The sequence below is a fragment of the Paenisporosarcina sp. FSL H8-0542 genome, assembly GCF_038632915.1.
Lineage (GTDB): Bacteria > Bacillota > Bacilli > Bacillales_A > Planococcaceae > Paenisporosarcina.
Map to the genome: position 1 here is coordinate 3,053,066 of NZ_CP152050.1, position 24,389 is coordinate 3,077,454.

Genomic DNA, 24,389 nt, shown 5'->3' on the forward strand with positions numbered 1-24,389 from the left:
GCAGTAGATTTATTTTTGCGTACAAAAAAAGACTGCCTGAAAAGCAAGCAGTCTTTTCTCGATGTCTGGCTCCAAGCGCCAGCCCGCGTGCCCCTTAAAAGGGGTCAGAAAGGCAATTGCCTTTCAACCGAACAGCGCCGGTGTTGGGCTAGAGTGGCGCTTTGCGCTTTTCCATATGGAGAAGAAAGAATGTCTTGTCAGCTGTGATGTGCATGTAATTTTCTAAAATTGGACAGACCTGTCCCGTTGTTAGAAATTTCATGAGTAATCGCACATGATGTGGATAAAAATTCCAGTATAAAACCACGTGCATTCACAGCGTTCTTCATTCTTTCTTCACCTCCGTTCATTCAAGTTGAGAATATTCTATCATATTTATTTATCGATTTCAAATGGCCATTTTGGCAACATGTTCGATAATTTTTTATCTTCACGATACCCAAGTACATATTCCGCTTGCATAATTGTATGGATCTCGCGCGTTCCTTCGTAAATAACCGGTGCTTTTGAGTTGCGCAAGTATCTTGCGACTGGATATTCATCCGAATAGCCATACGCACCGTGAATTTGCACAGCGTCATCTGCTGCTTGGTTCGCAAAATCACAAGCTTGCCATTTCGCTAATGAGGTCTCGCGCGTATTACGCACGCCTTTATTTTTCAGTTCACCAACACGGTAGACAAGGAGACGGCTCATTTGAAGACCTGCTTCCATTTTCGCAACCATTTGCTGTACCAATTGGTGTTTACCAATTGGCTTGCCGAACGTTTCGCGCTCGTTACAATATTTCACACTTGCTTCAATACACGCCATGATTAAACCTGCAGCGCCTGCAGCAACTGTAAATCTTCCGTTATCCAAAGCCGACATGGCAATTTTAAACCCTTCGCCTTCTTCCCCTAAACGGTTTGTAGCCGGCACTCGAATATCATCAAAGAAAATTTCTCCCGTATTTCCTGCACGAATGCCGTACTTCCCTTTAATCGCTTTCGAACTGAAGCCTTCCATCGTGCGTTCCACAATAAACGCACTGATGCCGTGGTGTTTCTTCGATTTATCAGTATATGCAAAAACGATGAAATGATCCGCTTTATCACAAAGGGAAATCCAAGTTTTTTGACCTTTTAAAACGTAATCTTCCCCGTCGCGAGTCGCTGTTGTTGCCATTGCGGCTACGTCCGAACCAGCGCCTGGTTCCGTAAGACCGAAAGCACCGATTTTTTCACCTTTCGCTTGCGGTACCAAATACTTTTGCTTTTGTTCCTCTGTGCCCCACTGCATTAACGTCATGGAGTTCAATCCGATATGCACGGAGACAGCTGTACGAAACGCTGTATCTCCCCGTTCTAATTCTTCACAAACAATTGCAAGTGAATTGTAGTCCATGCCGCTTCCACCGTATGCTTCAGGGACACAAACGCCCATGAAACCTAGTTCCGCTAATCTTTTCCATACTTTTTGATCAAATCCACCCGTTGCATCCCATTCAGCCATATGGGGAATAATTTCTGCATCCACATATTGGCGGACCGTTTTACGAAGTAATTGTTGTTCTTCCGAAAAATCGAAGTTCATGATGAGTGCCTCCTGTTATCCGTTACCAACCGTAGTTGATTGTTGTATGGATTCTTGAATTTGTACGCCTCGTTTTTTCATTTCATTAATGTAGGTATCGCCAGGCACAATTTGTTCAGGTGCGTATACGCCTCGTTTTGTGATTTCCCCATTGCCGATCATCTGTGCAACAATTGAAATCGTGTTTGCCGTTGCACGCGCCATTGCGGTTACTTGATCCGTCATATCTTTCTTCGTCACGAGTTCGTATTCATATTTAACCAGTTCCCCATCTTTGTCACCGGACACAATTACACGTAACAGTACGGCATCTTGTTTATCACCAAGTAATAAACCAGGCGTCAAAGCGGCTTTCAGCACTTCACGCGTACTGATTGTTTTTCCATCCACTTCAACTTTTGTCGCTTTATTTGTTAAGCCTAGATCCACCAATACTTTGAATTTTTCTGCGTGGCCTGGGTAACGTATTGTTTTATATTCGAGTGTTTCCACTTTCGGAAACGTTTTTGTCAATGTAGAAGTTCCCCCTGATGTATGGAAAGCTTCCAGTTCACCGAATTCATCAAAATGAATCGGCTCGATTTCGGAAAGGGATGGCACTTCGATCAATTCACCATTTCGGACAACGTGTGATGTGTCCGTATAATGGTCCATCACCCCGTCCAATGAAAAGACGATGTTGTATTTCAATGGACCTTCCGGTTCAACTGGAATCCCACCTACATACAGTTTGATAGATTTGACTTCATCTAACTTACTTGCACCATATCCAGATAAAATATTGATCATTCCTGGAGCTACCCCTAAGTCTGGAATGAGAGTAATGCCTTTCGCTTGTGCTTCAGAAGCCAAACTTAACACCGCATCCGTCGCTCCTCCAATGTGACCTCCTAGATCCACTGAATGAACGCCAACTTCAACTGCTGTACGCGCTACTTTTTCGTTGAATGAATAAAATAATGCGTTAATGACAACGTCGCCTTTGCTCATGACTTCTTTCAATTGCGCATCATCATTGGCATCTAACCGAACTGCTTCTATTTTATCGGATTGAATTTTCTCCTTAAAAGCCTGCACTTGCTCCACTTGCACGTCTGCTAAAAACACTTTTTCGACGTTTTCGCTTTTGACTAAATCACGCGCCGCTTCTTTCCCCATTAATCCTGCACCTAATACAACAACCTTCATTCTTACATCCCCTTTGTAAAACGTTTTCTTTGCATGTATATGTGATGCTGACAGTCTTTCATTCAAAACTACTTAATTATCAATTTGAGCTCGTTGTAACTTACCGCTGAAGTCGACATAAATGCTCTTCCATTCTGTATAAACGTCAAGTGCTGCCACGCCGGAGTCACGGTGTCCGTTACCTGTCCCTTTTGTCCCGCCGAAGGGCAAATGAATTTCAGCACCAGTAGTGCCGGCATTTACATACACAATCCCTGTATCCAGATCACGCTGTGCCTTGAAAACAGTGTTGACGTCACGCGAGAAAATACTACTGGATAAACCGAATGAGACGCTGTTATTCACTTCGATTGCTTCGTCTAAACTCGAAACCTCAATAAGTGAAACGACCGGACCAAAGATTTCTTCCTGTGCAATGCGACTATCTCTCGCAACGTTTGTGAATAGAGTCGGAGCATAGTAGTTTCCGTTTGCCAAATCGCCATCAGATAGAATCTCTCCACCCGCTAGCAATGTAGCACCGTCTTCTTTTCCGATTTGGACGTAATTATGGATTTTTTCCAGTGCTTTTTTGTTAATGACTGGACCGATTTTTACGGATTCGTCCATACCGTCACCGATAGCCAAACCTTTCATCGCTTCCTGAAGCCGCATTTCAAGTTCTTCTTTCACATCTTTATGCACAATGACGCGACTGCATGCTGTACAACGCTGACCCGCTGTTCCGAAAGCACTCCACAAAATCCCTTCAACCGCCAATCCAAGATCTGCGTCGTCCATGACGATGACGGCATTTTTACCACCCATTTCAAGTGATACTTTTTTCAAATGACGACCGCCACGTTCAGCAACCGAACGACCTGTCTCAGTCGACCCAGTAAATGAAATGACTTTCACGTCCGGATGTTCGATCATCGCAGTTCCAACATCTGCCCCTGATCCGAATACAATGTTCGCAACGCCTGCTGGTAGTCCTGCTTCTTCAAACACTTTCGCCATTTCATAAGCCATCATCGGTGTTTCCGTTGCTGGCTTCCATAAAAACGTATTGCCAGCAACAATCGCAGGGAATGATTTCCACGTGGCAATCGCAACCGGGAAGTTCCAAGGCGTAATGAGCCCAACCACACCGATCGGAGCACGTACGCTCATCGCAAACTTATCAGCCAGTTCCGATGGCGTCGTTTCGCCGAACAAACGGCGGCCTTCACCTGCCATGTAGAATGCCATATCGATTCCTTCCTGTACTTCTCCGCGACCTTCTTCAATGACTTTTCCCATTTCTTTCGTCAACACTTGTGCAAGATGCTCTTTCTTTTCTTTCATAATACGCCCAATTTCATATAAATAATCTGCCCGCTTCGGTGCAGGGACCAGCGCCCATTTTTTCTGCGCTTCCTTTGCTGCCAAGACAGCTGAATCCACATCTTCTTTAGTTGATAATCGCACTTGCGCTAACTCTTCTCCATTAGCAGGGTTAGTCACAGGAACGTACTTTGCATCTCCAGCTTCCTGCCACTTTCCACCGATGTAATTGTTCAATTGCATGTACCTTACCCCTTTCGATTTGAGAACGCTTTCACTTTACTTATTCGACACATGGTCGTTTAAACCTTTCAATTTTTTGAAAAAACGGATTATTTATAAATAGTGACGTTTGATGAAACTTTTTGTTGCGAGAAGCGTATGAATGAGTAGATTAAATTACTGGAGGAATGTGACGCATGAACAACCACGAAATTGATTACAAATTACACGGTGACGATATGCAGTTTGTGGAAGTAGAACTCGATCCAAAAGAAACGGTTGTTGCAGAAGCAGGCAGCTTAATGATGATGGAAGACGGCATCTCTATGGAAACTATTTTCGGAGATGGCTCTTCTTCAGGAGGAGGAGGAATCATGGGCAAACTGATGGGTGCCGGTAAGCGTATGCTTACAGGAGAAAGTTTATTCATGACGACATTCACTAATAACGGATCTGGCAAAAAACATGTGTATTTCGCTTCCCCATATCCAGGAAAAATCATTCCAATGGATTTGAGTGAAATGGGCGGCAAAATCATTTGTCAAAAAGATGCGTTCCTGGCAGCGGCTAAAGGCGTATCGGTCGGCGTTGAATTCCAACGTAAACTTGGGACTGGTTTCTTTGGTGGTGAAGGCTTTATCATGCAAAAGCTTGAAGGTGACGGACTCGCATTCGTTCATGCTGGAGGTACTATTCATAAGAAACACTTACAACCTGGCGAAGTGTTACGTGTCGATACAGGATGTTTAGTGGCAATGACCAAGGAAGTTGATTACAACATTGAAATGGTGCCGGGCGTAAAAACGGCGTTGTTCGGTGGAGAAGGATTGTTCTTCGCTACATTGCGTGGACCAGGAACCGTATGGATACAATCGTTGCCATTCAGTCGATTGGCAAGCCGAGTCTTTGCAGCAGCCCCACAAATTCCTGGCGGCAGCTCAAAAGGTGAAGGTAGCTTGGCAGGCGGGCTATTTGATATATTAGGCGGGAAATAAATAAAGTTACTGACAGTGTGCCTTTAATGGTGCACTGTTTTTTTGTGGTTGCGTCATTTATTCCCTTGCACCAGTAATTCCCCCATATATCTACCTTCTGATTTGCTCTTTACGCTTCGCTGTAAAATAAAAAACCTGATACGTATTCGCACCAGGCACTTAATCAATCTATGAAACTTTCATTTTCCTTTTCATCCGCCATAAGAAATAAAGCACCGGCAGGATTAACGACGCAGAAGAAGTAATCCCTCCTGCAATGGACGTGTACAACGCCAGCATGCCGACGAGTGGTCCACCGGCAATCTGTCCGAATGCATCAAGCTGCCCAAACATGGAAAGTGTTGTGGCACGCCCTTTTGATTCTATGCGTTCATTTGTAACGATGCTCATCAATGGATAGTTTACGTTTCTCAGTGCACTTGTCACCCAATACATGGCTACCGCCACCCAGAAATGACCTGTCCAGGCGAAAGCAATCATCGTTGCAATCAACACGGTGTTAGTAATCAATAATACATGTGCATAACGTCCTTTGACATGTCTCTCGACGAAACGAAGGATCACGATATTCAGTAAAAACGCGACCGCATAAAATGTACCGAACCAATAAACGTTCTCACTTTCCGACAACTGGTAGTCCACAATGAAATGGGCGCCGTACAAACGATCGAAGCCTTCGCTGGCGAGCCCCCAAAACAATGTAACCATCGCAATACTGACCAACACTGTGTTCCCGCGAATTTGAGAAACACCAGCTTTGATGGTGTTCACCATATGCGTGACACCCGAAACACCTTTTTCACGAGTAACTCTAACAAACTTTGTTTCAGGCAGCTTGATGAAAGCCCATACCGCCATGACAATGAGCATGATTCCCGCAACAATAATTGCAATTTGTACGGACCAAATCGCTGCGATGGTCACACTTGCCAGAATTGCCGCAAAGCGAGCCAAGGATGAAAACTGCGATCCACGTAAGAACGTCTTTTCCAAACTTTTAGCGTTCAGTTCATCAGCAATCCAAGCTTGTTCCGCCCCGCTGATGAATGTCCAGCCGATTCCCCACATCGCAGAAGCTACCGCAATTGCCCAAAACTCAGGCGTACTGCCTTCCAAAACATGTGCTAACCCGATGACGAGTGTTCCGAAAGCAAGTGACCTTTTCCGTCCGAAATGATCCGCAAATAAACCTGTGGGCATTTCAAACAGTAAAACAGACACTTCCATAATCGTACCGATCAATACGAGTTGCAAAGCATTCAATTCCGCTTGAGTTACATAGTAAATGGCGTTTAATGTGAACACCATCTGAATGAAAAACGACCGTGAACTTGTTAAAGTGTAATAAAAATTTTGTATACTCAATTCTAATTTCCTCCGATTTTTTGATTTGGGTTAAAATCAAATCGGAGTTCACATTTTATCCCAACATGCCCTCCAATTTGTATGCTGAAGCCAATGTTGTTCTTTTCATATGCTATCTCTCCCTCTCTAAAACTTTATTCATTATAATTTCTATTCAGAATATTGTCATGGTTTTTTTAGATACAGAAGAGCGGATTTGGTGTGGGTAAATTAATCAGAGTATTTTATTCGGCATGAATGAACTTAGGGGTTCCTTGTTAGGATTCTTCAGGGCGTTCTTCCTGGGAGCCGGTGCAACACTTGACCGAGCTTTATTCCCATTCACCCATTTTTCCCCAACAAAAAAGGCTGCCAGTAACATCGGCAGCCCCTACTATCTTTCACAGTTTGTTATTCAGCTTGTCCTTTTTCGAAATTCAGATCCCATGTGTACCCAAACTGGTCGCGCACTTTAGCATATTTGGCTCCCCAAAACGTGTCCTGAAGTTCCATGATTGCCTGACCGCCCACTAATAATGCATTGTACAGACGATTCACTTCTTCTTCGCTTTCACATTCAATCATCAATGAAACATTTGTCGTACCTGATTCGCCAGGGGTTGAGGAGTCAGCAAGCATAATGCTGAAGTTTCCATTTGTTAAGTGACAATGCATAATGTAATCTGCCGCTTCAGGCGGTGATGGAAAATCACTATCCCCATATTTAAGCATACCTTGGTTCTCTAAACTGAATGTTTCTTCATAAAATACAGCTGCGTCTTTGGCATTTCCGTAAAACGTTAAATATGGAAGTACTGGTTTCATTCTCTACATCTCCTTAATGAAAATTAAGTATCTCTTATAGGATTCGCCAGACCTCTTTATTATCCTTTTACATCTTAAAATGTTTATTTGTTACTCTTTTGATTATTTAAAGGTCACTTGTACAAATTTATCGCTCAAACTCATCGCACTACAGATTCAACTCACCTTATGAAACAGCGTTCTTCCCAAACTTCCTATAAATCATCAAACCCATTGTCTTGCACATTGACTTTTACATATTGACGAGACTTTTGCTCAAAAAAGTCGGTTTTGCCCAAATCCACTTCTTCGTAAGCCTTGATCCACTTCAATGGATTTTTGCGATACGCCGGGAATGGTCGTTCATAGCCAAGTTGAGCACAGCGGACATTTGCATAGAAGCAAATGTATTCTTCCACATCCTCGACGTCCAGACCGTCAATTCGATCCCCTATCACTTCACGTGCCCATTCGATTTCAAGTGCAGCCGCTTCTTTGAAAATATTTTCAACTTCACGAGCTCTTTCTGGCGTATCGTACTGAGGATATTCTCGCAACAACTCCTGATAAATTTTCACGAACAAATCAACGTGAATTTGTTCATCTCGATTGATGTAGTTGATCATTGTGCTCGTGCCGACCATTTTTTGATGACGTGCGAGATGATAGAAGAAAGCGAATCCAGAATAGAAAAATAACCCTTCCAAAATGACATCATAGACAATCGCAGTCAATAATGAATCAACATTTGGCTCATCTGAAAAAGCTTCATACCCTTTCATGACGAATTCGTTTCGCTTTGCTAGGACCGGTTCCGTGCGCCAGAAATCAAACACCCGGTCTTGCTCTTGTTTCGACACCAAGCTCGACAGCACATACGAATACGAATGATTATGAATCACTTCTTGTTGTGCCAAAATTATCATAAGCGCATTCAAACTGGAATCCGTTAAATAATCAGCAACTTTCCCTGCGAAATCAGTTTGAATACTATCGAGCAATGCCAATAAGCCGATGATTTTCAAGAATGCTTCCCGCTCCGCATCATTTAATCCGCCGAACTGCTTCACGTCCGAACCCATATTAATTTCAAAAGGGGTCCAGAAGTTTCCGAGCATCCTTTTATATTTCGGATACGCCCAACTGAACCGGACATCATCCCAGTTCAGTACATTCGATGAAGCCCCATTGACGATGCCGGTAGAACGGTTTGGTGCCTCTTTATCCATGAGCTTTCGTTTTTCAATCGTTGTCATTCAATTTCCTCCTTAGCTTGAGCAAGACTCACATTCCATCATTTCCACCGATGTGGAGCGCACATAATAGGTCGTTTTCAAACCACTTGCCCACGCATCCAAATGCAAGTCCAGCAATTCTTTCGCCTTAATTGTGTTTTGGACATATAAATTCAACGATACCCCTTGATCGATATGGCGTTGTCGTGCAGCGTTCTGTTTTAATGTCCAATGTTGATTGATGAAGTACGCGGACTTATAAAACCATGTTGTTTCTTGATTCAAGTCAGGTACTGTTACCGGAATTTTGTAGTCTTTCTTCTCTTCCGAATAGCTTTTTTGGAATATAGGATCGATGCTTGCTGTACTTCCTGCCAATATCGACGTGGAAGAATTCGGTGCGACGGCCATGAGATACCCGTTTCTCACGCCATTCATGGCAACATCCAGACGAAGCTCACGCCATTTCAATGAATCGTAACCACGGGATTCAAAATACTCTCCCGTATGAAATGCCGATCCAACGAATAATGGATAAGGTCCTTTTTCACGAGAGATATTCATGGATGCTTGCACTGTCAAATAAGCAATCTCCTCGTACAATTCATCCGCAAATTCTACCGCTTCGTCAGATTCCCATCGAATTCCTTTCAGCGCTAATAAGTGATGCCAGCCAAATGTTCCAAGTCCGATTCCACGGTATCTTGCGTTTGTTCGTTCTGCCTGTGGCACTGGAATCATGTTCAGATCGATGACATTGTCGAGCATGCGTACTTGTACTTCGATCAATCTTTCCAACACACCAGCTGGAACTGCTTTTCCTAAATTGATGGAGGACAAGTTACACACGACAAAATCACCAGGCTTACGACGTGTGACTATGACATCGTCTTCCAACGTGATCGATTCAAATTCTGTCGCACTCATATTTTGAAAAATTTCCGTGCACAAGTTACTGCTGTAAATCATGCCTTCATGTTTATTTGAATTTCTTCGATTTACTTCGTCTCGATAAAACATAAATGGCACACCCGTTTCCAGTTGGCTGCGCATGATGCGTTTCATAATATCAATGGCCGGCATTACTTCTCTCGATAACTGTTCGTTCGCTACACACTCTTCATATTTATCTCGGAAAGCACCTTCCCCCCGGGTTTCATCGTAGAAATCTTCTAGAGAATAACCCATGACAGTACGTACTTCATGCGGGTCAAATAGTGTCCATTCTTCGCGTGCTTCGACTTTCTCCATGAAAATATCCGGTAGGCACACACCTGTGAAAATATCATGTGCGCGTAATCGTTCATCCCCGTTGTTTAGCTTCAAATCTAGGAAAGGCAAGATGTCCTTATGCCACACATCCAAATATACGGCAATCGCTCCTTGTCGTTGACCTAGTTGATCCACGCTGACCGCTGTATTATTCAATTGCTTGATCCACGGCAGCACACCGCTCGATGCTCCCTTGTATCCTCGGATTGAGGAACCTCTGCTTCTCACTTTCCCCATGTAAATGCCTATACCACCGCCATATTTCGATAGCGTGGCAACATCTGTATTCGAGTCATAAATCCCTTGCAGACTGTCGTCAACTGTATCGATGAAGCAACTCGATAATTGCCCATGTGGCTTCCCTGCATTGGAAAGGGTTGGTGTTGCAACGGTCATATACAAGTTACTCATTGCCCAGTACGCTTCCTTCACTTTCTCCAAGCGATTCACGGTTTCGTTTTGCATTAACGTCATAGCAATGATGAGCCATCGTTCTTGCGGTAGCTCTGCGGGTGAAAGGTCGTAATCTCTTGCCACGTAACGGTCCATCAATGTCTTTAATCCAATATATGTGAATAGTCCATCGCGTTCCGGTTCAAGCACTTCACCTAATGCTTTGATTTCTTCTTTACTATAGGTCTTCAGGAGACGGGCATTATATAAACCCTTGTCCGATAAGCGCTGAAGGTGTTTCTCAAAATCCTTATACACATTTTGACTTGAACATTCTCGACTTACAGCGAGTTCGCTGTAAACTTGTGCCAAGTAAACACGTGCAGCGACGAAAGTCCAGTATGGTTGCTCTTCATCCAGATGACTAAGTGACTCCATTACCATGGCTTTTGACCACTGTTCATCGGTTGCTTGTGGATTTTTCTTCAGCCATTTTTCATGGGCACGCAACAAGGGAGCCAACTCATTCTCTTTAAACTGCTCCAGCAGTTGATCTATAAGTATTTCTTTGTCTGTTAATACCTTTTGTACCATATGTATACCCACTCCAATTCAACAATTTCAGAAACACAAAAAAGCGATGGAACAGCCTCTTCGGCTGAGCCATCGCTCAAGATTGAAAGAATGGAAAGGAGTAGAATTGGTTTGCGAGAAAATGGAATTTCGCTCGCTACAAATAGCTCGCTTCCACTCCTCAACCCCCGAAGAAAGTGTTGCTTCATCGAAAAAAAAGGCAGGTCTCCTGGCTCGTGCATTATCCTTCCGTACCCTTCCCATGCTGATGCACAGTGGACTTTGTACAGTCGTTTACACTTACAGTTGCGGGGACAGCTTCGGCATGTACCGAATTCCCTTTTAAACCATTACTGGTACCTCTTTTTCGTTTTTACACTATATATTGTGTTTTACATAATATCCAATCTAACATATAGTGTTTTTTCTTACAACCGATGAATCATCGCTGAATTCGTTCAACCCTTATCTACACTAGCCAATTCGCTTAAAAAATATTTTTTGTCTGGTTCTTTCGCGATATTTTCGGCCGCTACTTGCCCGCGTGCCAACCAAATATTCATTGACTCAGAATTGCCCCTACACTTTTCTGCACGTGCTATGGATTCATAAGCAAAGGCTAAATCAAAATCGCCAAATCCTTCCGCTTCACATAGTTCTGCACCCGCCACGCCGTAAAAATATGCAGTATCGCCTTGTCCGAGAATGACATGGACACGGGACACTTGCCAATAGCCTCTAGCCAAATTAAGCTTCGTGCCGATTTGGCGCCAATGATAGAGCGAAGCATATGCCTTCTCCAGCATTTGTGAATCCTCATCACCTGTTCGGTCTTTCTTCTCCATCAAATCCCATGTTTCATTAAATAATCGAACCGCGATTGTACGGTGATCGATACTTATCGTCTCGGTCATGTTGTCTATCCCCTTTTCTCAATTGTTTGTATTCAGTTATAAATGTGGCAAAGTAGACGTTATTTCGTATCCTATGTAAATGTATTTGCTAGTCTAACCAATTATATTCGACAGAAACAGTCAGCTTCCTTTCAAGCCTTAACTCTATTCGCGGTTTCCACCATTCTATTTGCGCATCACAGAAAAACTCGCGGATTCTCCTCTTTTCCACAAACAAAAAAACGGCCTCATATTGAGACCGTTTTCGAATCCATTATAGAACATAAATCACGAACAACACTGCCGCCAATACCAATCGATAAATTGCGAATGGCGTCAATTTCACGTGTTCGATTAACTTCAGGAAGAACTTGATGGAAATCAGCGCAAATACGAAAGCACTGATAAATCCTACGACATAAAACGAAGTATCGCTTGGATTTATATCCTCCCAGTTTTTCAAAAGGGACAAGAAGCTAGCACCGAACATGATCGGAACAGCCATGATAAATGTAAAATCAGCTGCCGTCCGGTGACTCATCCCGAACAATACACCACCTGAAATGGTCGCACCCGAACGAGAAAAACCTGGCCATAACGATAAACATTGCACAAGCCCAACAGTAAATGCCTGCTTGTATGTAATTTGATCCAACGTCTGTGTTTTCGGTTTTTTAGGTCCGAATTTATCAGCCACAATCATTAAAATCGCACCAATAACCAAGCCAATTAATACCGTCTCGGTACGGAATAAATGTTCATCAATAAAGTCTTCGAACAATACCCCCAGCACACCAGCCGGGATTAAACCTACGATTACATGCGTCAATTTTAACTTTGAGCCTGTAGTTGTATCTTTCAATTTATAAAGACCAACCAAACTGAATAAACGTTTCCAGAACACCACAATTACCGCCAAAATCGATCCAAGCTGAATAAAGATTTTAAACGAGTTAGCCGAAGGTTTCCCAAGAAACTCAGATGTTTTTAACCACATATCGTCCACAATAATTAAATGTCCGGTAGAAGAAACGGGTGCAAACTCCGTCATCCCCTCCACAAATCCTAATATTAACGCTTTAAGCAAATCAAATAGTTCCATAATATCTCCTTATGCTCTTCTTTTTCGGAATCGTAAATACCACCAGATTACGGCAAGTCCTGCAAGTACAAGCAAGACGTAAACAATATTTGAATACACGTCCATTACGCCAACGATTGATTCCCAGTTATCGCCCACTGCTGCTCCGACCGATACTAAAATCGTATTCCAAATAAGTGTTCCTAATGTCGTAAATAACAAAAACAATCCAAATTTCATATTCGACATCCCGGCAGGAATCGAAATCAGACTGCGAATCAATGGAATCAAGCGGCAAAACAATACAGTCCAAATGCCATATTTATCAAACCAGCTATCTGCTTTGTAAATATCTTTTCTCGTTAAACGTAAAACACGTCCATAACGATCCACGATTTTCTCCAAGCGTTTTACATCCAACATTCGACCGATTCCATAAAGAATCACAGCCCCTGCGATAGAACCTGCAGTCGAAACCAAAATGACACCCATTTCCGTCATACTCGATTGCGTTGTCATATAACCACCAAACGTCAAAATCACTTCTGACGGAATAGGTGGGAAAATATTTTCAAGCATGATTAGTAAAAATATACCTATGTAGCCGTACTGGCTCATAATATCAGTAATCCAGTTTTCCATGTCCAGCCTCCAAGCAACAATTTCTTTCCAACTTCTATCGTAACAAGATTAATGGGCTTTTCCCAATATTTATTTCGACGATACTGTAATTTTGATTGACCAAAGCTCCGAACGCGAACCCAATCGAAGCGGCGGACCCCAAAACCCAAAGCCAGATGACACAAAAGCGTGCAACTGACCTTTAAGTTTATACCCATAATCAAGCTCAAATAAACGACGTGTGAATAAATGATTCGGCCACATCTGCCCCCGGTGCGTATGCCCTGATACATGTACATCCACTCCGAGCTCAGCAGGCGTGTCTAAATCAAAAGGCGTATGGTCCATCACAAGCCATGGAAGCTCATTCAACTTTGGCTTCAAACTCTCCAAAGACTGTCGCTTCCCATTCGTCGCATCTTCCCTGCCCGTTACATAGAACGCATTTTCCACACAAATGGTTTCGTCCAGCAACATGCGGACGCCCGCTCCCCTCATTTCTTCCACAAGAAGCGGAATTTTACGTCCGTAATACTCATGATTACCGACAACTCCGTAAACACCATATGTCGCCTTCAACTGCCTCATGACCTCGGACATCCCGTCTTTTACAAACCAAATCGGATCATCATCGACCAAATCACCCGCAAGCAACACCACATCCGGCTGCTCTACGTTAGCCAAATTCACAAAACGTTGCAAGTGCTTTTTGTTGGAAAGAAGACCTAAGTGAAAGTCAGATGCTAGTACCAACTTTAACTCGCGAAGCGAACCAGAATCCTTGTTGATATGTATTGTCTTATAGCGAATAACCGGTGAAAATGCCATATATGTCCCTGCGATGAAAATAATCAGAAAAATAAACGCCACGATGTTTCCTGTAATAAAAATCGTTTGCTTGGAAGGCAATATCAAATAAACAAGCGTTGCCAGAGGAAATAAAATCAAGCCGTACTGCATCACAATGAACCAGTACGACCCGATGATACTGAAATATTTTAGTCCATGGTTAAACTTGCCGATGATGTAGCCAAAAGCACAGACAAACCAGAAGAGACCAAACAACACGGGATGAACCGGCAGGGCCCACGTTTGGAGCCACCGATACGTGTTATAGCCAAAATAAAAAACAAGTAGTGTATAAATTGCTAGAATAAGAGTGCCCATACTGATACGTTTCATGATACTAATTCACCTTTACATCTTGTCTCCGGTCATACCGAATCGTAAATGCCACTTTCACTTCAGATTTTGCAGGAACCGGTACAAAGATTTGTATATCGTTATCTTTCCGTTTCCAAGTGTGTGTTGATTCAACTACATCAAATACGCTATAGCTAGTGCCATGATTGATGATAAGTTCAATCGGGTGGTCTTTTTGATTGCGAATCAAGTATACGACTTCCTCATACTCATAGCCGTCTTTCTTGTATTTAGCCACAACATCACTTTCCACCGTGACATCAAAAGCTTCCCCTGATTTGATGCGGACTAGTTCGCCAGCAGCCGTATGCTGGATGTAATCTTCTCCGATAAATTCAGAAGAACCGTCCTTTGGATTTTCTTTGTACAATTTGAATCTCCCTCTTGGAAGTGGGAATCCAAGGCCGTTTTCCGCATCATTTCGGAACGTTAAGTACACTGTTGGATGGTTACTGTACGCATCCACTTCATATACCGTGTGCGATTTGATTTTGTAGGCAGAAAAAAGTTGAACTTGCTTTTGCTGTCGATTCTCCAGCGTCAGTCTTTCAGGGAGCGTATATAGATAGTACTCTCCAAATGCCTGACGTTCCGGTTCCATTTCGGCCATGGCACCCTGCTCAAAACTCATCGTTTTTTGCATGCGAATTGGTGCTCGGTTCACTGTCCCCGCCATTAGTTTTATTGTCGCATCGTCAAACGTCATGCCCGAGTTGTTCGTCATCGTTACCCAGCCTGTCAAATCAAAATCATTCTCCCTAACTTGTGCCACATAGTCCGCTTCCCAACTTAGCCCCCGCGTTAAATACGTAACCCGTACATCTTCTGCCGTTTGTTCATCAAAACGCCAAACGAGTGTGGGCTTTAACATCACTTCTTCCGGACCGTCCGGCAAGCGGATCTCCCCTTCTGCATCAAGAACAATTTCTCTTGTCAGCATGTCTGCAAGGACCAAACCATTTTGGACGCTTAACAGAAGGTATGTCTTTTCTTCGCCTGTTTTCTTATTGACGATTCTGATTTGATGCCCAACATATTTCTCCAGCAACTTGAGTCGATCCATCAAGTCATATTCGTAAGTAAGCTCTGTGACTTTTAGACCTTTCACCTGAACGGAATTCGATTCAATCCGTTGTGGTACGTCCGAATAGTAGATGATATGATCGTCTGAAAGTGGAGGAATGGAGCGGATTTCTTGAATTAATGCAAAACCAGCATTGTAAATCGTCAGCGCCAAGTCTTTCGTCAGGCTCGCTGGGATATTGGTCGGCATAAGAGACACCTCCTCGTTGTTTTTGGAAAGTATATCATGATATGCGTTAAATCCCTTTGCGATACGTTGTATGAAAGACAAGGCGATTCCATTCTTTGAAACATTCTAGAATATCGTTCAACGCGCAGTCAGAATGCTACGGATAATTCATTCGATAACAATAGTAGTAATTGAAAAAGCAACAGAAAAAGCCCTGCCGCTTACTCTACTTTCACTAGGGGCCATGTTGCTGACCAGTTTTTTTGCTTAACTCTATCAAAATATATTTGCGATCCTTCAAAATAAGGGGTGGGAGAGATTTTCATTGCTAATAAGTCTCTGACTCCATGTGGAGCGCATAAATGAAGTTCCCCTTTGTCATCAAAAGTTATGCCAATAGCTGTGGCTGTCTCTGGAAATTTTGACATCCCATCTATTGAGGATATATAGGGTTCTACCTTGTTCAAAGTATGCATCCTTGCTTGATTTTTAACGGACCAAGGAATGGTTGAGTCTAATTTAATTAGTTCTTTTTCATAGAGTTTTTCAATGTGTTCGTCCAAATTTTCCGAATCGAAATAAATGACATCCACATCTGGAAGTATGGTTTTTTCAGAAAATCCATGTAATTCATCCCATACTTTTGCTCTTATGAATCCAGCACATATCCACCAGTCGGGTAACTCTAGTGTAGCTGCTTGTCTGATAACATTCATCATCCACTCGTCATTAGAAATGGCTTCTACAATTTCTTGTTCATTTGATAATTTCATTTTGAACCTCTTTTAATCATCTTCATGGATCCTTTTGCCCTCATCTACAGCCCCATTTTCTTCGCGACAATCACTTTCATAATTTCATTGCTGCCTGCATAAATCGAAGCGACTGGAATATCTCGATAACGCCTTGCAATTTTATATTCTTCCATATAGCCGTAGCCTCCGTGTAATTGCAAGCATTCACCAGAAATCTTCTTTGCAGTTTCCGTCAGCCAATACTTCGCCATGGACACTTTTGAGACAATGTCTTTCCCTGCCATATGATCTTCAATCAACGATTCAAGGAATGAATGACCAAGTTCAACTTCGGTGCTCATTTCAACTAACTTGAATTGCGTGTTCTGGAACGCTCCGATTGGCTTGCCGAATGCTTTACGGGACTTCACATAGTCCAGTGTCATCTCGACCATATCTTCAGAAGCGGTTTGAGCTGAAATCGCCACCATCAATCTTTCCTGTTGGAGCTTCTCCATTAAATAAATGAAACCCTTTCCTTCTTCGCCAAGCAGGTTCTTAGCAGGCACTCGACAATCTTCAAAGTACAGCTCTGCTGTATCCTGCGCGTGCATGCCGACTTTGTTTAGCTTGCGTCCACGTGTAAACCCAGCCATGCCTTCCTCGATTACTAGCAAGCTGATTCCGCGATGCTTCGGTTCAATTTGTGTATCGGTTTTCACGACAACTACAACTAGATCCGCATTGATGCCATTCGTAATGAAGGTTTTGGAACCATTTACGATATACGTATCACCATCAAGAACAGCAGTTGTTTGAATCGCCGCCAAATCAGATCCTGCCCCTGGTTCAGTCATGGCAATAGCGGTTATATGCTCGCCTGTTACACATCCCGGCAGCCAGCGCGCTTTCTGTTCGTCGTTTCCATACGCTTCAATATAAGGAACCACGATATCATTATGCAGTCCAACACCTGTCAAGCTCGCTCCAACACGTTCCATCTCTTCTCCGATGATGACAGCGTATCGGAAATCAACTTCCAGTCCGCCATATTTCTCTTCAACTTGTGGGCTTAAATAACCCATGTCACCAAGCTTCCGCCAAAATGATTTAGGAATCATACGGTCTTCTTCCCACTGTTCGTAATGAGGAGCAGCTTCTTTTTCCAAATATTTGCGAAGCGACTTGCGGAACATCATGTGCTCATCAGTCTCAAAACGGTATTTCCCCATCAAGACTCCTCCTTATTTTGGTTGCATGCGAATGGCACCATCTAAACGGATCACTTCGCCGTTAAGCATTGGATTTATTAAAATGCTTTCTACTAATTGCGCATATTCACTCGGCTTTCCTAAACGATTCGGGAATGGCACGGAACTTGCCAAGGAAACTCGTGCTGGTTCAGGCAAACCTTCGAACAATGGCGTTTCGATTAGACCTGGGGCAATCGCCATTACACGAATGCCGTCTCTAGCAAATTCACGGGCAATCGGTAACGTCATGCCAACGACACCACCTTTAGAAGCACTGTATGCCACTTGGCCAATTTGACCTTCAAAAGCTGCGACGGAAGCAGTGTTAATGATGACACCACGTTCCCCTTCTTCGTTCGGATAGTTTTGTTGCATGGCATGAGCGGCAACACGCAATACGTTGAATGTACCGATTAGATTCACTTGAATGACTTGTTCGAAGCGTTCAAGTGCAAGCGGACCTTTCTGTGATACTACTTTACCGGGCGTCGCGATGCCTGCACAACTAATCAACGCATTGACCTTCCCATAATGTGCCACTACTTCTTCTACATGTTGTTCAACTTGCTGAGCATCCGTGACATTTGTTTGAAAGTAAACTACTTGTTCTTCACCTAATTCTTTAACCAGTGCTCGCCCACGTTTTTCATTCAAATCAAAAATGGCGACTTTCCCACCCTGTGCGACCAATCGGCGCGTAGTGGCTTCTCCAAGTCCTGATGCTCCACCCGTTACGATAGCAATGACATCTGCCGTTATCATGACTGTCCCTCCGCTTCTGGCAATCTCTCAATAATAGTGGCGTTCGCCATACCCATCCCCTCACAAATTGCAAGAAGTCCATATCGTCCATTTGTGCGTTCCAGCTCATGCAACAAAGTGACAAGCAGTTTCGTTCCTGATGCGCCTAATGGATGACCTAGTGCTATTGCACCACCATTGCGATTTAACTTAGACGGATCAGCACCTGTATCCTTTAACCAGGCAAGCGGCACTGGAGCAAAGGCTTCATTTACTTCATATACGTCCATATCTTCGATGCTGAGCTTTGCTTTCGCCAATACTTTTTGCGTTGCTGCAATTGGACCCGTCAGCATAAGCGTTGGATCTGATCCAACAACAACACGGGTATGAATGCGCGCACGAGGTGTTAGTCCCAATTCCTTTGCTTTTTCAAGCGACATCAACAATACTGCTGAAGCGCCGTCACTCATTTGACTAGCATTGCCTGCGGTAATTCGTCCCTTTTCATCAAATACCGTTTTCAAACCACCCAGTGTTTCAAGAGTAGTTCCTGCTCTTGGACCTTCATCAACAGAAAACAGCTCAGTTGATCCATCTTCGTTTGTCACTTCTATTGGTACTATTTCACTTTCGAATCGACCCTCGGCAATCGCCTGAAAGGCACGTTCATGACTTTGTACAGAAAATGCATCCAATTGTTCCCGGGATAAATCCCATTTTTCTGCAATTCGTTCAGCAGACAATCCTTGATTAATAATTTCGTATTGCTCCGTTAGTTTCTTGCTTGGTTTGGCGTCTCCCATATTTGAAAACATCGGTACCCGTGTCATGCTTTCAACACCACCCGCAATCACAATATCCATGTCGCCGGATGCGATTGCCTGTGCGGCAAAATGCACCGCTTGCTGGCTGGAACCACATTGACGGTCGATCGTCGTCCCAGGAACTTTGGTTGGAAAGCCAGCTATCAATCCCGCTGTTCTTGCAATGTTGCCTCCTTGTTCACCTGCTTGAGAGACACACCCTAAAATAATGTCTTCTACGTCGCCTTTTTCAATTCCGGCCCGTTCGATTAATTTTTCCAATACAATTGCGGCCAATTCGTCTGGTCGCATTTGTGCAAATTTCCCTTTTCTCCGACCGACTGCAGTACGTATTCCTTCTATAATCACGACTTCTTTCATCGTTACACCTCTTTTATCGGAATTGAATGAATATTCACTCACTATTATTTTACAGAACTATCGTGAAATTTTCTACTCTCTTCTTAGAATCTTCTAAGTCTCAGGTCTTAGTAAAAAATGCATTCCTAGCCCGTTTGGTGATTCATGGCGAGTTGGTACGATTAACTTACAATTTGAAAGGAGAGACAAACACATGAAAAAATTTGGATTAATCGTAGTTGGGGTAATCGCAGGTATTGTGGCGCTTGTCAATTTAGGACCACTTTTAGGTCTTGCATTATCTGCGTTGCTTGTATTCGCAGGGATGCATTTTTATTTAAAAGGAGGATCTAAGCTGGCTAAAATTTCATGGATAGCGGTCGGAATTATTGGGCTACTGACAGCCGTTGCGAATGTGCCCGGTTTCTTCGGAATTCTGGCGATTGCTGGATTATGGTATGTCATTCGTGAATGGAAACAACAACCGATTACCTTCTCAGCTCCAATGACTGCAACATCTTCAGACCCTTTTATCAACTTTGAAAAACAATGGAACGAACTAAACAAATAGGAGGAAAAACACATGACAACATTATGGAAACGATTCAAGTATGCATTCGAAGCAGATCTGCACAACGTATTTGACAAAAAGGAACAGAAAAATCCCATCACCATGTTAAATCAATATATTCGTGAAGCAGAAAAACAAACAGAACAAACGGGTCGGTGGATTGAACGCCAAGCGCAATTAAAAGCAGAACTTGAAAAAGAACTACAAGAGACTACAGAAATGCTGGCAAAACGCTCTTCCCAATTGGAGCTTGCCCAACAAACAAATGAAGGTGAATTAATTGATTTTGCAAAAGCAGAAGTTACAGCCTATACGAACCGAAAAGACGTATTACAAGCAAGTATTTCTCGGACAATTGAGGAATTGTTTGGGCTTGAGCAAAAGTTTGAAGAAATGAAACACAAACTGAAAGATATGAAAGTTCGCCAGTTACAGTTAATGGGTAAAGAAAATGTCACTCGTGCCCATCACCAAATGGACCGCGTCCTTCAACCTGAAGCTGCAAAGAACGGTGAAAAAAGGTTATTGGCCTTTGATGAAATGGAACAGTACATCGAACGACTGGGTCAACGCATTGAAAAACAGCATGATGTATCATCCATGGAACGCAGATTGGAAATGCTAGAAAAAAAAGAACAACCTCAATCTGAAATTGTGTAAAATAAAGTAAAGAATTGGAGAAGGCGCCTGTCCTTCTCCTTTTAATGCATATAATACCTCCTTCGATTTACTTGTGGGAGAGGCTAAGCTGTTACGAAAAAGGAGGAATAGCTTTGCAACGTTTTTCAACTGAACGCATTACATTTTGGCTATTGGCTGCCTTGCTTCTTATATTTATCGAGGCGATGTTCTTCCACAATGGAAGTGTGTTATTCGTTCTTTTTGGTATCGGGTTAATTTATATTAGTTTACGCAGAAAAAGCCGCTTATTTTTCTGGGGTGGTATCGCTTTTTTGGGAATCGCCTTGCTTTCCATGTGGAGTTTACGCTTATTAATTGCCGCAACTATGGTGTATATTTTAGTGCGACTTTGGAAGGGTGATGAAACTCAACAAGTCATTGAGCCATTCCTCAGTGATTTAGAAACATCGAACGCAATCATTCAGAACAAACTCTTTTCAGTTCAATCTACACCTTTCCAGGCATATGAATGGCAGGATGTTCACATTCAAGGTATTTACGGGAACATCACAATTGATACGACCCAAACTGTGTTACCAAAAGGTACTTCACTAGTTTCCGTTCGACAAGGTATTGGAAAAATCAGTGTGGCCGTTCCTTATGAAATCCCTGTGCGAATCCATTACACAACACTACTCGGAGATGCTCGACTTTTTGGTTCCAGTAAAAGACGTTTATGGAATCAATCGATTGTCCTTCAAGATGGCTATGCAGAAGCTCAAGGCAACGCAACGTCTGAATTGGTCATCGCTGTATCGACATGGCTTGGAGATGTAGAGGTGACTCGCAAATGAGTGGATTCATCGGACGCACTTTACTCTTATTTTTAATTCTTATCGCATTCGTTGTGGGGTTATTAACGTATATTTTAGGATGGCCTTCATACGGAACATGGTTTCCTTTGTGGTCAGTAGAAGAAGGGGATTTACCTATTTCCATATGGATGGCAATTTTACTGTTCAGCATCAGCATAGGCACCACTTTCTCCAGCACGCAGGTGGCAAGAAAAAGAGAACGAGCGATCGACAACTATTTACAGGTCGTCACGAATACTGATCAACAAAATGATGGATTGGCTGCTCCAAAAGTTTCCCCCAAGTTAACTAAGACTTTGAGTGATGTGACAACGCTGATTGCTACGCAAAAAAGAAGTTTGCAACGAATGTCAGACGAACGGGCAGAAGGCGAAGACAAGCGAATTCAGGAACGCATCATTCAGGAACGCCAGCGGTTAGCACGGGAACTTCACGATTCTGTTTCCCAACAATTATTCGCTGCATCCATGCTATTATCGTCAATTACGGAACAGCAGGAAAACGACGTTCCCAAACCACTGGCACAAGCTGAAAAAATGGTCCAGCAAGCACAGCTTGAAATGCGTGCCCTTTTGCTCCATTTGCGTCCTGCAGCGCTTCATAATAAATCATTGGCTCATGGTCTGGAAGAATTACTGTTTGAATTGCAACAAAAGGTGCACTTCACCATCCGCTTCCGACTTGAGGATATCTCCCTTTCCAAAGGTGCGGAAGACCACTTATTCCGCATTGCACAAGAAACGCTATCCAATACCTTGCGCCATGCAAACGCCACTGAAGTCGACATTCTCTTTGTGGAGAGAGATGGCCTTGCTATTTTCCGTGTACAGGATAACGGAATCGGATTTATGAATGATGAGGGCAAAACAGGTTCATACGGGTTGCATCATATTCAAGAACGAGCCGTTGAAATGGGTGGAACAAGCAAGGTTGTTTCAATCCCATCACAAGGAACGATAGTGGAAGTAAAAGTCCCGGTTGAGAAAGGATTGGAAACAGATGATACGAATCGTACTCGTGGATGATCATGAAATGGTCCGAATAGGCGTGTCCGCATACTTACAGGCACAATCGGATATGGACGTAATCGGCGAAGCTGTCAATGGTAAGGAAGCTGTTGATCTGGTACTGTCCCTCCGTCCAGATATCGTGCTGATGGATATGGTCATGCCCATCATGAATGGCGCAGAAGCCACGAAAGAAATAATTGCCCAATGGCCACAAGCGAAAATCATGATTGTCACGAGTTTCCTTGATGATGATAAAGTGTACCCTGCCCTTGAAGCAGGTGCTGTCAGTTATGTAATGAAGACATCCAAAGCGAAACAAATCGCCGATGCCATTCGCGATACATTGTCTGGTCAGGCGGTTTTAGAGCCTGAAGTCACAAACAAAATGATGAAACGAATGCGTCAAGGGCAAAGTCGTCCGCTACACGATGAGTTGACTGATCGCGAACACGAAATCCTGTTATTAATGGCTAAAGGCCGCAGCAATCAAGACATTGCAGATGAATTGTTTATAGCCTTGAAAACCGTTAAAACACATGTCAGCAATATTCTTTCCAAGCTCGAGGTGCAAGATCGCACCCAAGCAGTCGTCTATGCGTTTCAGCAAGATCTAGTTCCAAAAAATTAAAACAACCTTCCAGTTGGAAGGTTGTTTTTTATTTACGAGAGATGTTTTCACCATTTCGCGGGCTGTTATAGAGAGTTTGTAAATACTTATCTACATTTCGCGAGTCGTTATCGAGATTTCACGATGGTTTATCTACATTTCGACAAGCGATATCTACATTTCACTAAACTTTATCTAGAATTCGTACTCTCATTTCAAAAATTCATCTTTTCCACACAATTTGAACGCGCAAAAAAAATGACTTTGACATTGTTTCTGTCAAAGTCACCTCTTCTATGCTTTAATTACTCCGATACGGCCGTCACTTTATTCAATGCAAAAATGATGCCTGCGTGAACCCCTTCATGCCAGATAGCAAATTGAATAACTGCCTCAACCGTTGCCATGTCATGGAATTTTCCTAAGGACATTACATCTGGCATTTGTTGATCTAGTTTTCCAGTCAGGAATTCTTTGACTCTAGCAGGTTGTTCTGCCAAAGCACTCAGCAATTGCTCGTTCGTTGGTGGGGCATCTGTCCAATCAGATGGCTTTGTTCCAGATCCAAATAACTTAGCCCATTCAGGATGAACAACCTCATATTCAGGCAATCCACGATGAACTAAATTTTCCATCGATACAAAAATATGACCGACATGCCAACGGATTGTATTGTGAAACCCTTCAGGTTGGATGTCCCATTGTTCATCCTTTACTGATTGCAAATGCCCTTGCGTATAAATTCGTGCAAAGTTTAATTGACCTAATGTCTCCATGTCATTACCCCTTTTAGATTCAGTATCAATTAAGCGTAGCTGAATCTCTTACAAAAGGAAACAAAAAAAATTCAATACC

Annotated in this window: 24 protein-coding genes and 1 riboswitch; of the genes, 6 read left to right on the plus strand and 18 right to left on the minus strand. The window is 43.0% G+C overall.

Going from position 1 to position 24,389, the window contains the following annotated elements; all coding sequences use genetic code 11:
* Positions 1–197 precede the first annotated feature (197 nt).
* From MHH33_RS15325 to MHH33_RS15340, 4 genes are all read right to left on the minus strand, one after another.
* Positions 198–329, minus strand: coding sequence for an RAxF-45 family protein (locus tag MHH33_RS15325; RefSeq protein WP_016428383.1), 132 nt, complete (start codon positions 327–329; stop codon positions 198–200).
* Positions 330–375: 46 nt separating this feature from the next.
* Positions 376–1,575 (minus strand): acyl-CoA dehydrogenase family protein, encoded by a 1,200-nt coding sequence (locus MHH33_RS15330; RefSeq protein WP_342542234.1) that lies wholly within the window; start codon positions 1,573–1,575, stop codon positions 376–378.
* 15 nt (positions 1,576–1,590) lie between these two features.
* On the minus strand, positions 1,591–2,763 hold the full coding sequence (locus MHH33_RS15335) for a saccharopine dehydrogenase C-terminal domain-containing protein (protein WP_342542235.1): 1,173 nt from the start codon (positions 2,761–2,763) through the stop codon (positions 1,591–1,593).
* A 72-nt stretch (positions 2,764–2,835) separates the two neighbouring features.
* Positions 2,836–4,311 (minus strand): aldehyde dehydrogenase family protein, encoded by a 1,476-nt coding sequence (locus tag MHH33_RS15340; RefSeq protein WP_342542236.1) that lies wholly within the window; start codon positions 4,309–4,311, stop codon positions 2,836–2,838.
* Positions 4,312–4,487: 176 nt separating this feature from the next.
* On the opposite strand from MHH33_RS15340, the gene MHH33_RS15345 reads away from it, so the two are divergent.
* A complete protein-coding gene (locus MHH33_RS15345) occupies positions 4,488–5,285 on the plus strand; it encodes a TIGR00266 family protein (protein WP_016428387.1) in 798 nt (265 codons plus the stop codon).
* 168 nt (positions 5,286–5,453) lie between these two features.
* Here MHH33_RS15345 and MHH33_RS15350 read toward each other — a convergent pair whose 3' ends face one another.
* The 13 genes from MHH33_RS15350 to MHH33_RS15410 form a co-directional block, all read right to left on the minus strand.
* Complete coding sequence (locus MHH33_RS15350; protein WP_342542237.1) at positions 5,454–6,650, minus strand: MFS transporter; 1,197 nt, start codon at positions 6,648–6,650, stop codon at positions 5,454–5,456.
* Between the two features lie 390 nt (positions 6,651–7,040).
* A complete protein-coding gene (locus tag MHH33_RS15355) occupies positions 7,041–7,454 on the minus strand; it encodes a VOC family protein (protein WP_342542238.1) in 414 nt (137 codons plus the stop codon).
* A 194-nt stretch (positions 7,455–7,648) separates the two neighbouring features.
* Positions 7,649–8,689, minus strand: a complete 1,041-nt coding sequence (locus MHH33_RS15360; RefSeq protein WP_342542239.1) for a ribonucleotide-diphosphate reductase subunit beta — start codon at positions 8,687–8,689, stop codon at positions 7,649–7,651.
* A 12-nt stretch (positions 8,690–8,701) separates the two neighbouring features.
* Positions 8,702–10,927 carry a ribonucleoside-diphosphate reductase subunit alpha gene (locus MHH33_RS15365; protein WP_016428392.1) on the minus strand — a complete coding sequence of 742 codons (2,226 nt, stop codon included), beginning with the start codon at positions 10,925–10,927 and terminating at the stop codon, positions 8,702–8,704.
* A 180-nt stretch (positions 10,928–11,107) separates the two neighbouring features.
* A riboswitch (cobalamin riboswitch) is annotated at positions 11,108–11,285 on the minus strand.
* 79 nt (positions 11,286–11,364) lie between these two features.
* Entirely contained in the window at positions 11,365–11,820 is a 456-nt protein-coding gene (locus tag MHH33_RS15370) for a hypothetical protein (protein WP_342542240.1), read from the minus strand.
* 253 nt (positions 11,821–12,073) lie between these two features.
* Entirely contained in the window at positions 12,074–12,901 is an 828-nt protein-coding gene (locus tag MHH33_RS15375; RefSeq protein ID WP_342542241.1) for an undecaprenyl-diphosphate phosphatase, read from the minus strand.
* A gap of 9 nt (positions 12,902–12,910) precedes the next feature.
* Complete coding sequence (locus MHH33_RS15380; RefSeq protein WP_016428395.1) at positions 12,911–13,522, minus strand: DedA family protein; 612 nt, start codon at positions 13,520–13,522, stop codon at positions 12,911–12,913.
* 69 nt (positions 13,523–13,591) lie between these two features.
* Entirely contained in the window at positions 13,592–14,683 is a 1,092-nt protein-coding gene (locus MHH33_RS15385) for a metallophosphoesterase (protein ID WP_342542242.1), read from the minus strand.
* A gap of 4 nt (positions 14,684–14,687) precedes the next feature.
* On the minus strand, positions 14,688–15,977 hold the full coding sequence (locus MHH33_RS15390; protein WP_342542243.1) for a DUF4139 domain-containing protein: 1,290 nt from the start codon (positions 15,975–15,977) through the stop codon (positions 14,688–14,690).
* A 200-nt stretch (positions 15,978–16,177) separates the two neighbouring features.
* On the minus strand, positions 16,178–16,729 hold the full coding sequence (locus tag MHH33_RS15395) for a nucleotidyltransferase family protein (protein WP_342542244.1): 552 nt from the start codon (positions 16,727–16,729) through the stop codon (positions 16,178–16,180).
* A gap of 44 nt (positions 16,730–16,773) precedes the next feature.
* Positions 16,774–17,922, minus strand: coding sequence for an acyl-CoA dehydrogenase family protein (locus MHH33_RS15400; RefSeq protein ID WP_342542245.1), 1,149 nt, complete (start codon positions 17,920–17,922; stop codon positions 16,774–16,776).
* A gap of 12 nt (positions 17,923–17,934) precedes the next feature.
* Positions 17,935–18,705, minus strand: a complete 771-nt coding sequence (locus tag MHH33_RS15405; protein ID WP_342542246.1) for a 3-hydroxyacyl-CoA dehydrogenase — start codon at positions 18,703–18,705, stop codon at positions 17,935–17,937.
* On the minus strand, positions 18,702–19,871 hold the full coding sequence (locus MHH33_RS15410; protein ID WP_342542247.1) for a thiolase family protein: 1,170 nt from the start codon (positions 19,869–19,871) through the stop codon (positions 18,702–18,704). The genes MHH33_RS15405 and MHH33_RS15410 overlap by 4 nt, the downstream gene beginning before the upstream one ends.
* 193 nt (positions 19,872–20,064) lie before the next feature.
* Here MHH33_RS15410 and MHH33_RS15415 point away from each other — a divergent pair, with 193 nt between their 5' ends.
* The 5 genes from MHH33_RS15415 (at position 20,065) to MHH33_RS15435 (ending at position 23,555) form a co-directional block, all read left to right on the plus strand.
* Positions 20,065–20,421 (plus strand): ABC transporter permease, encoded by a 357-nt coding sequence (locus MHH33_RS15415; RefSeq protein ID WP_342542248.1) that lies wholly within the window; start codon positions 20,065–20,067, stop codon positions 20,419–20,421.
* Positions 20,422–20,433: 12 nt separating this feature from the next.
* A complete protein-coding gene (locus MHH33_RS15420; RefSeq protein WP_342542249.1) occupies positions 20,434–21,081 on the plus strand; it encodes a PspA/IM30 family protein in 648 nt (215 codons plus the stop codon).
* 113 nt (positions 21,082–21,194) lie between these two features.
* Positions 21,195–21,896: a cell wall-active antibiotics response protein LiaF gene (gene liaF, locus MHH33_RS15425; protein WP_342542250.1), complete on the plus strand. Its 702-nt coding sequence runs from the start codon at positions 21,195–21,197 to the stop codon at positions 21,894–21,896.
* The gene (locus tag MHH33_RS15430; RefSeq protein ID WP_016428405.1) at positions 21,893–22,942 is read left to right on the plus strand and encodes a sensor histidine kinase; all 1,050 of its coding nucleotides are present in this window, start codon (positions 21,893–21,895) and stop codon (positions 22,940–22,942) included. The genes liaF and MHH33_RS15430 overlap by 4 nt, the downstream gene beginning before the upstream one ends.
* Complete coding sequence (locus MHH33_RS15435) at positions 22,917–23,555, plus strand: response regulator transcription factor (RefSeq protein ID WP_016428406.1); 639 nt, start codon at positions 22,917–22,919, stop codon at positions 23,553–23,555. The genes MHH33_RS15430 and MHH33_RS15435 overlap by 26 nt, the downstream gene beginning before the upstream one ends.
* 284 nt (positions 23,556–23,839) lie before the next feature.
* Here the strand turns inward: MHH33_RS15435 and MHH33_RS15440 are convergent, their stop codons facing one another.
* Positions 23,840–24,310, minus strand: coding sequence for a DinB family protein (locus MHH33_RS15440; protein ID WP_016428407.1), 471 nt, complete (start codon positions 24,308–24,310; stop codon positions 23,840–23,842).
* Positions 24,311–24,389 lie beyond the last annotated feature (79 nt).

Excerpts from the sequence above, each read along its gene's own strand:
- MHH33_RS15400 (WP_342542245.1), bottom strand. The coding sequence starts at position 17,922 with ATGGGGAAATACCGTTTTGAGACTGATGAGCACATGATGTTCCGCAAG.
- MHH33_RS15340 (WP_342542236.1), bottom strand. The coding sequence starts at position 4,311 with ATGCAATTGAACAATTACATCGGTGGAAAGTGGCAGGAAGCTGGAGAT.
- MHH33_RS15385 (WP_342542242.1), bottom strand. The coding sequence starts at position 14,683 with ATGAAACGTATCAGTATGGGCACTCTTATTCTAGCAATTTATACACTA.
- MHH33_RS15405 (WP_342542246.1), bottom strand. The coding sequence starts at position 18,705 with ATGATAACGGCAGATGTCATTGCTATCGTAACGGGTGGAGCATCAGGA.
- MHH33_RS15415 (WP_342542248.1), top strand. The coding sequence starts at position 20,065 with ATGAAAAAATTTGGATTAATCGTAGTTGGGGTAATCGCAGGTATTGTG.
- MHH33_RS15370 (WP_342542240.1), bottom strand. The coding sequence starts at position 11,820 with ATGACCGAGACGATAAGTATCGATCACCGTACAATCGCGGTTCGATTA.
- MHH33_RS15325 (WP_016428383.1), bottom strand. The coding sequence starts at position 329 with ATGAAGAACGCTGTGAATGCACGTGGTTTTATACTGGAATTTTTATCC.
- MHH33_RS15360 (WP_342542239.1), bottom strand. The coding sequence starts at position 8,689 with ATGACAACGATTGAAAAACGAAAGCTCATGGATAAAGAGGCACCAAAC.
- MHH33_RS15395 (WP_342542244.1), bottom strand. The coding sequence starts at position 16,729 with ATGAAATTATCAAATGAACAAGAAATTGTAGAAGCCATTTCTAATGAC.
- MHH33_RS15410 (WP_342542247.1), bottom strand. The coding sequence starts at position 19,871 with ATGAAAGAAGTCGTGATTATAGAAGGAATACGTACTGCAGTCGGTCGG.
- MHH33_RS15330 (WP_342542234.1), bottom strand. The coding sequence starts at position 1,575 with ATGAACTTCGATTTTTCGGAAGAACAACAATTACTTCGTAAAACGGTC.
- MHH33_RS15390 (WP_342542243.1), bottom strand. The coding sequence starts at position 15,977 with ATGCCGACCAATATCCCAGCGAGCCTGACGAAAGACTTGGCGCTGACG.
- MHH33_RS15430 (WP_016428405.1), top strand. The coding sequence starts at position 21,893 with ATGAGTGGATTCATCGGACGCACTTTACTCTTATTTTTAATTCTTATC.
- MHH33_RS15380 (WP_016428395.1), bottom strand. The coding sequence starts at position 13,522 with ATGGAAAACTGGATTACTGATATTATGAGCCAGTACGGCTACATAGGT.
- MHH33_RS15435 (WP_016428406.1), top strand. The coding sequence starts at position 22,917 with ATGATACGAATCGTACTCGTGGATGATCATGAAATGGTCCGAATAGGC.
- MHH33_RS15375 (WP_342542241.1), bottom strand. The coding sequence starts at position 12,901 with ATGGAACTATTTGATTTGCTTAAAGCGTTAATATTAGGATTTGTGGAG.
- MHH33_RS15335 (WP_342542235.1), bottom strand. The coding sequence starts at position 2,763 with ATGAAGGTTGTTGTATTAGGTGCAGGATTAATGGGGAAAGAAGCGGCG.
- MHH33_RS15420 (WP_342542249.1), top strand. The coding sequence starts at position 20,434 with ATGACAACATTATGGAAACGATTCAAGTATGCATTCGAAGCAGATCTG.
- MHH33_RS15440 (WP_016428407.1), bottom strand. The coding sequence starts at position 24,310 with ATGGAGACATTAGGTCAATTAAACTTTGCACGAATTTATACGCAAGGG.
- MHH33_RS15345 (WP_016428387.1), top strand. The coding sequence starts at position 4,488 with ATGAACAACCACGAAATTGATTACAAATTACACGGTGACGATATGCAG.
- MHH33_RS15365 (WP_016428392.1), bottom strand. The coding sequence starts at position 10,927 with ATGGTACAAAAGGTATTAACAGACAAAGAAATACTTATAGATCAACTG.
- MHH33_RS15355 (WP_342542238.1), bottom strand. The coding sequence starts at position 7,454 with ATGAAACCAGTACTTCCATATTTAACGTTTTACGGAAATGCCAAAGAC.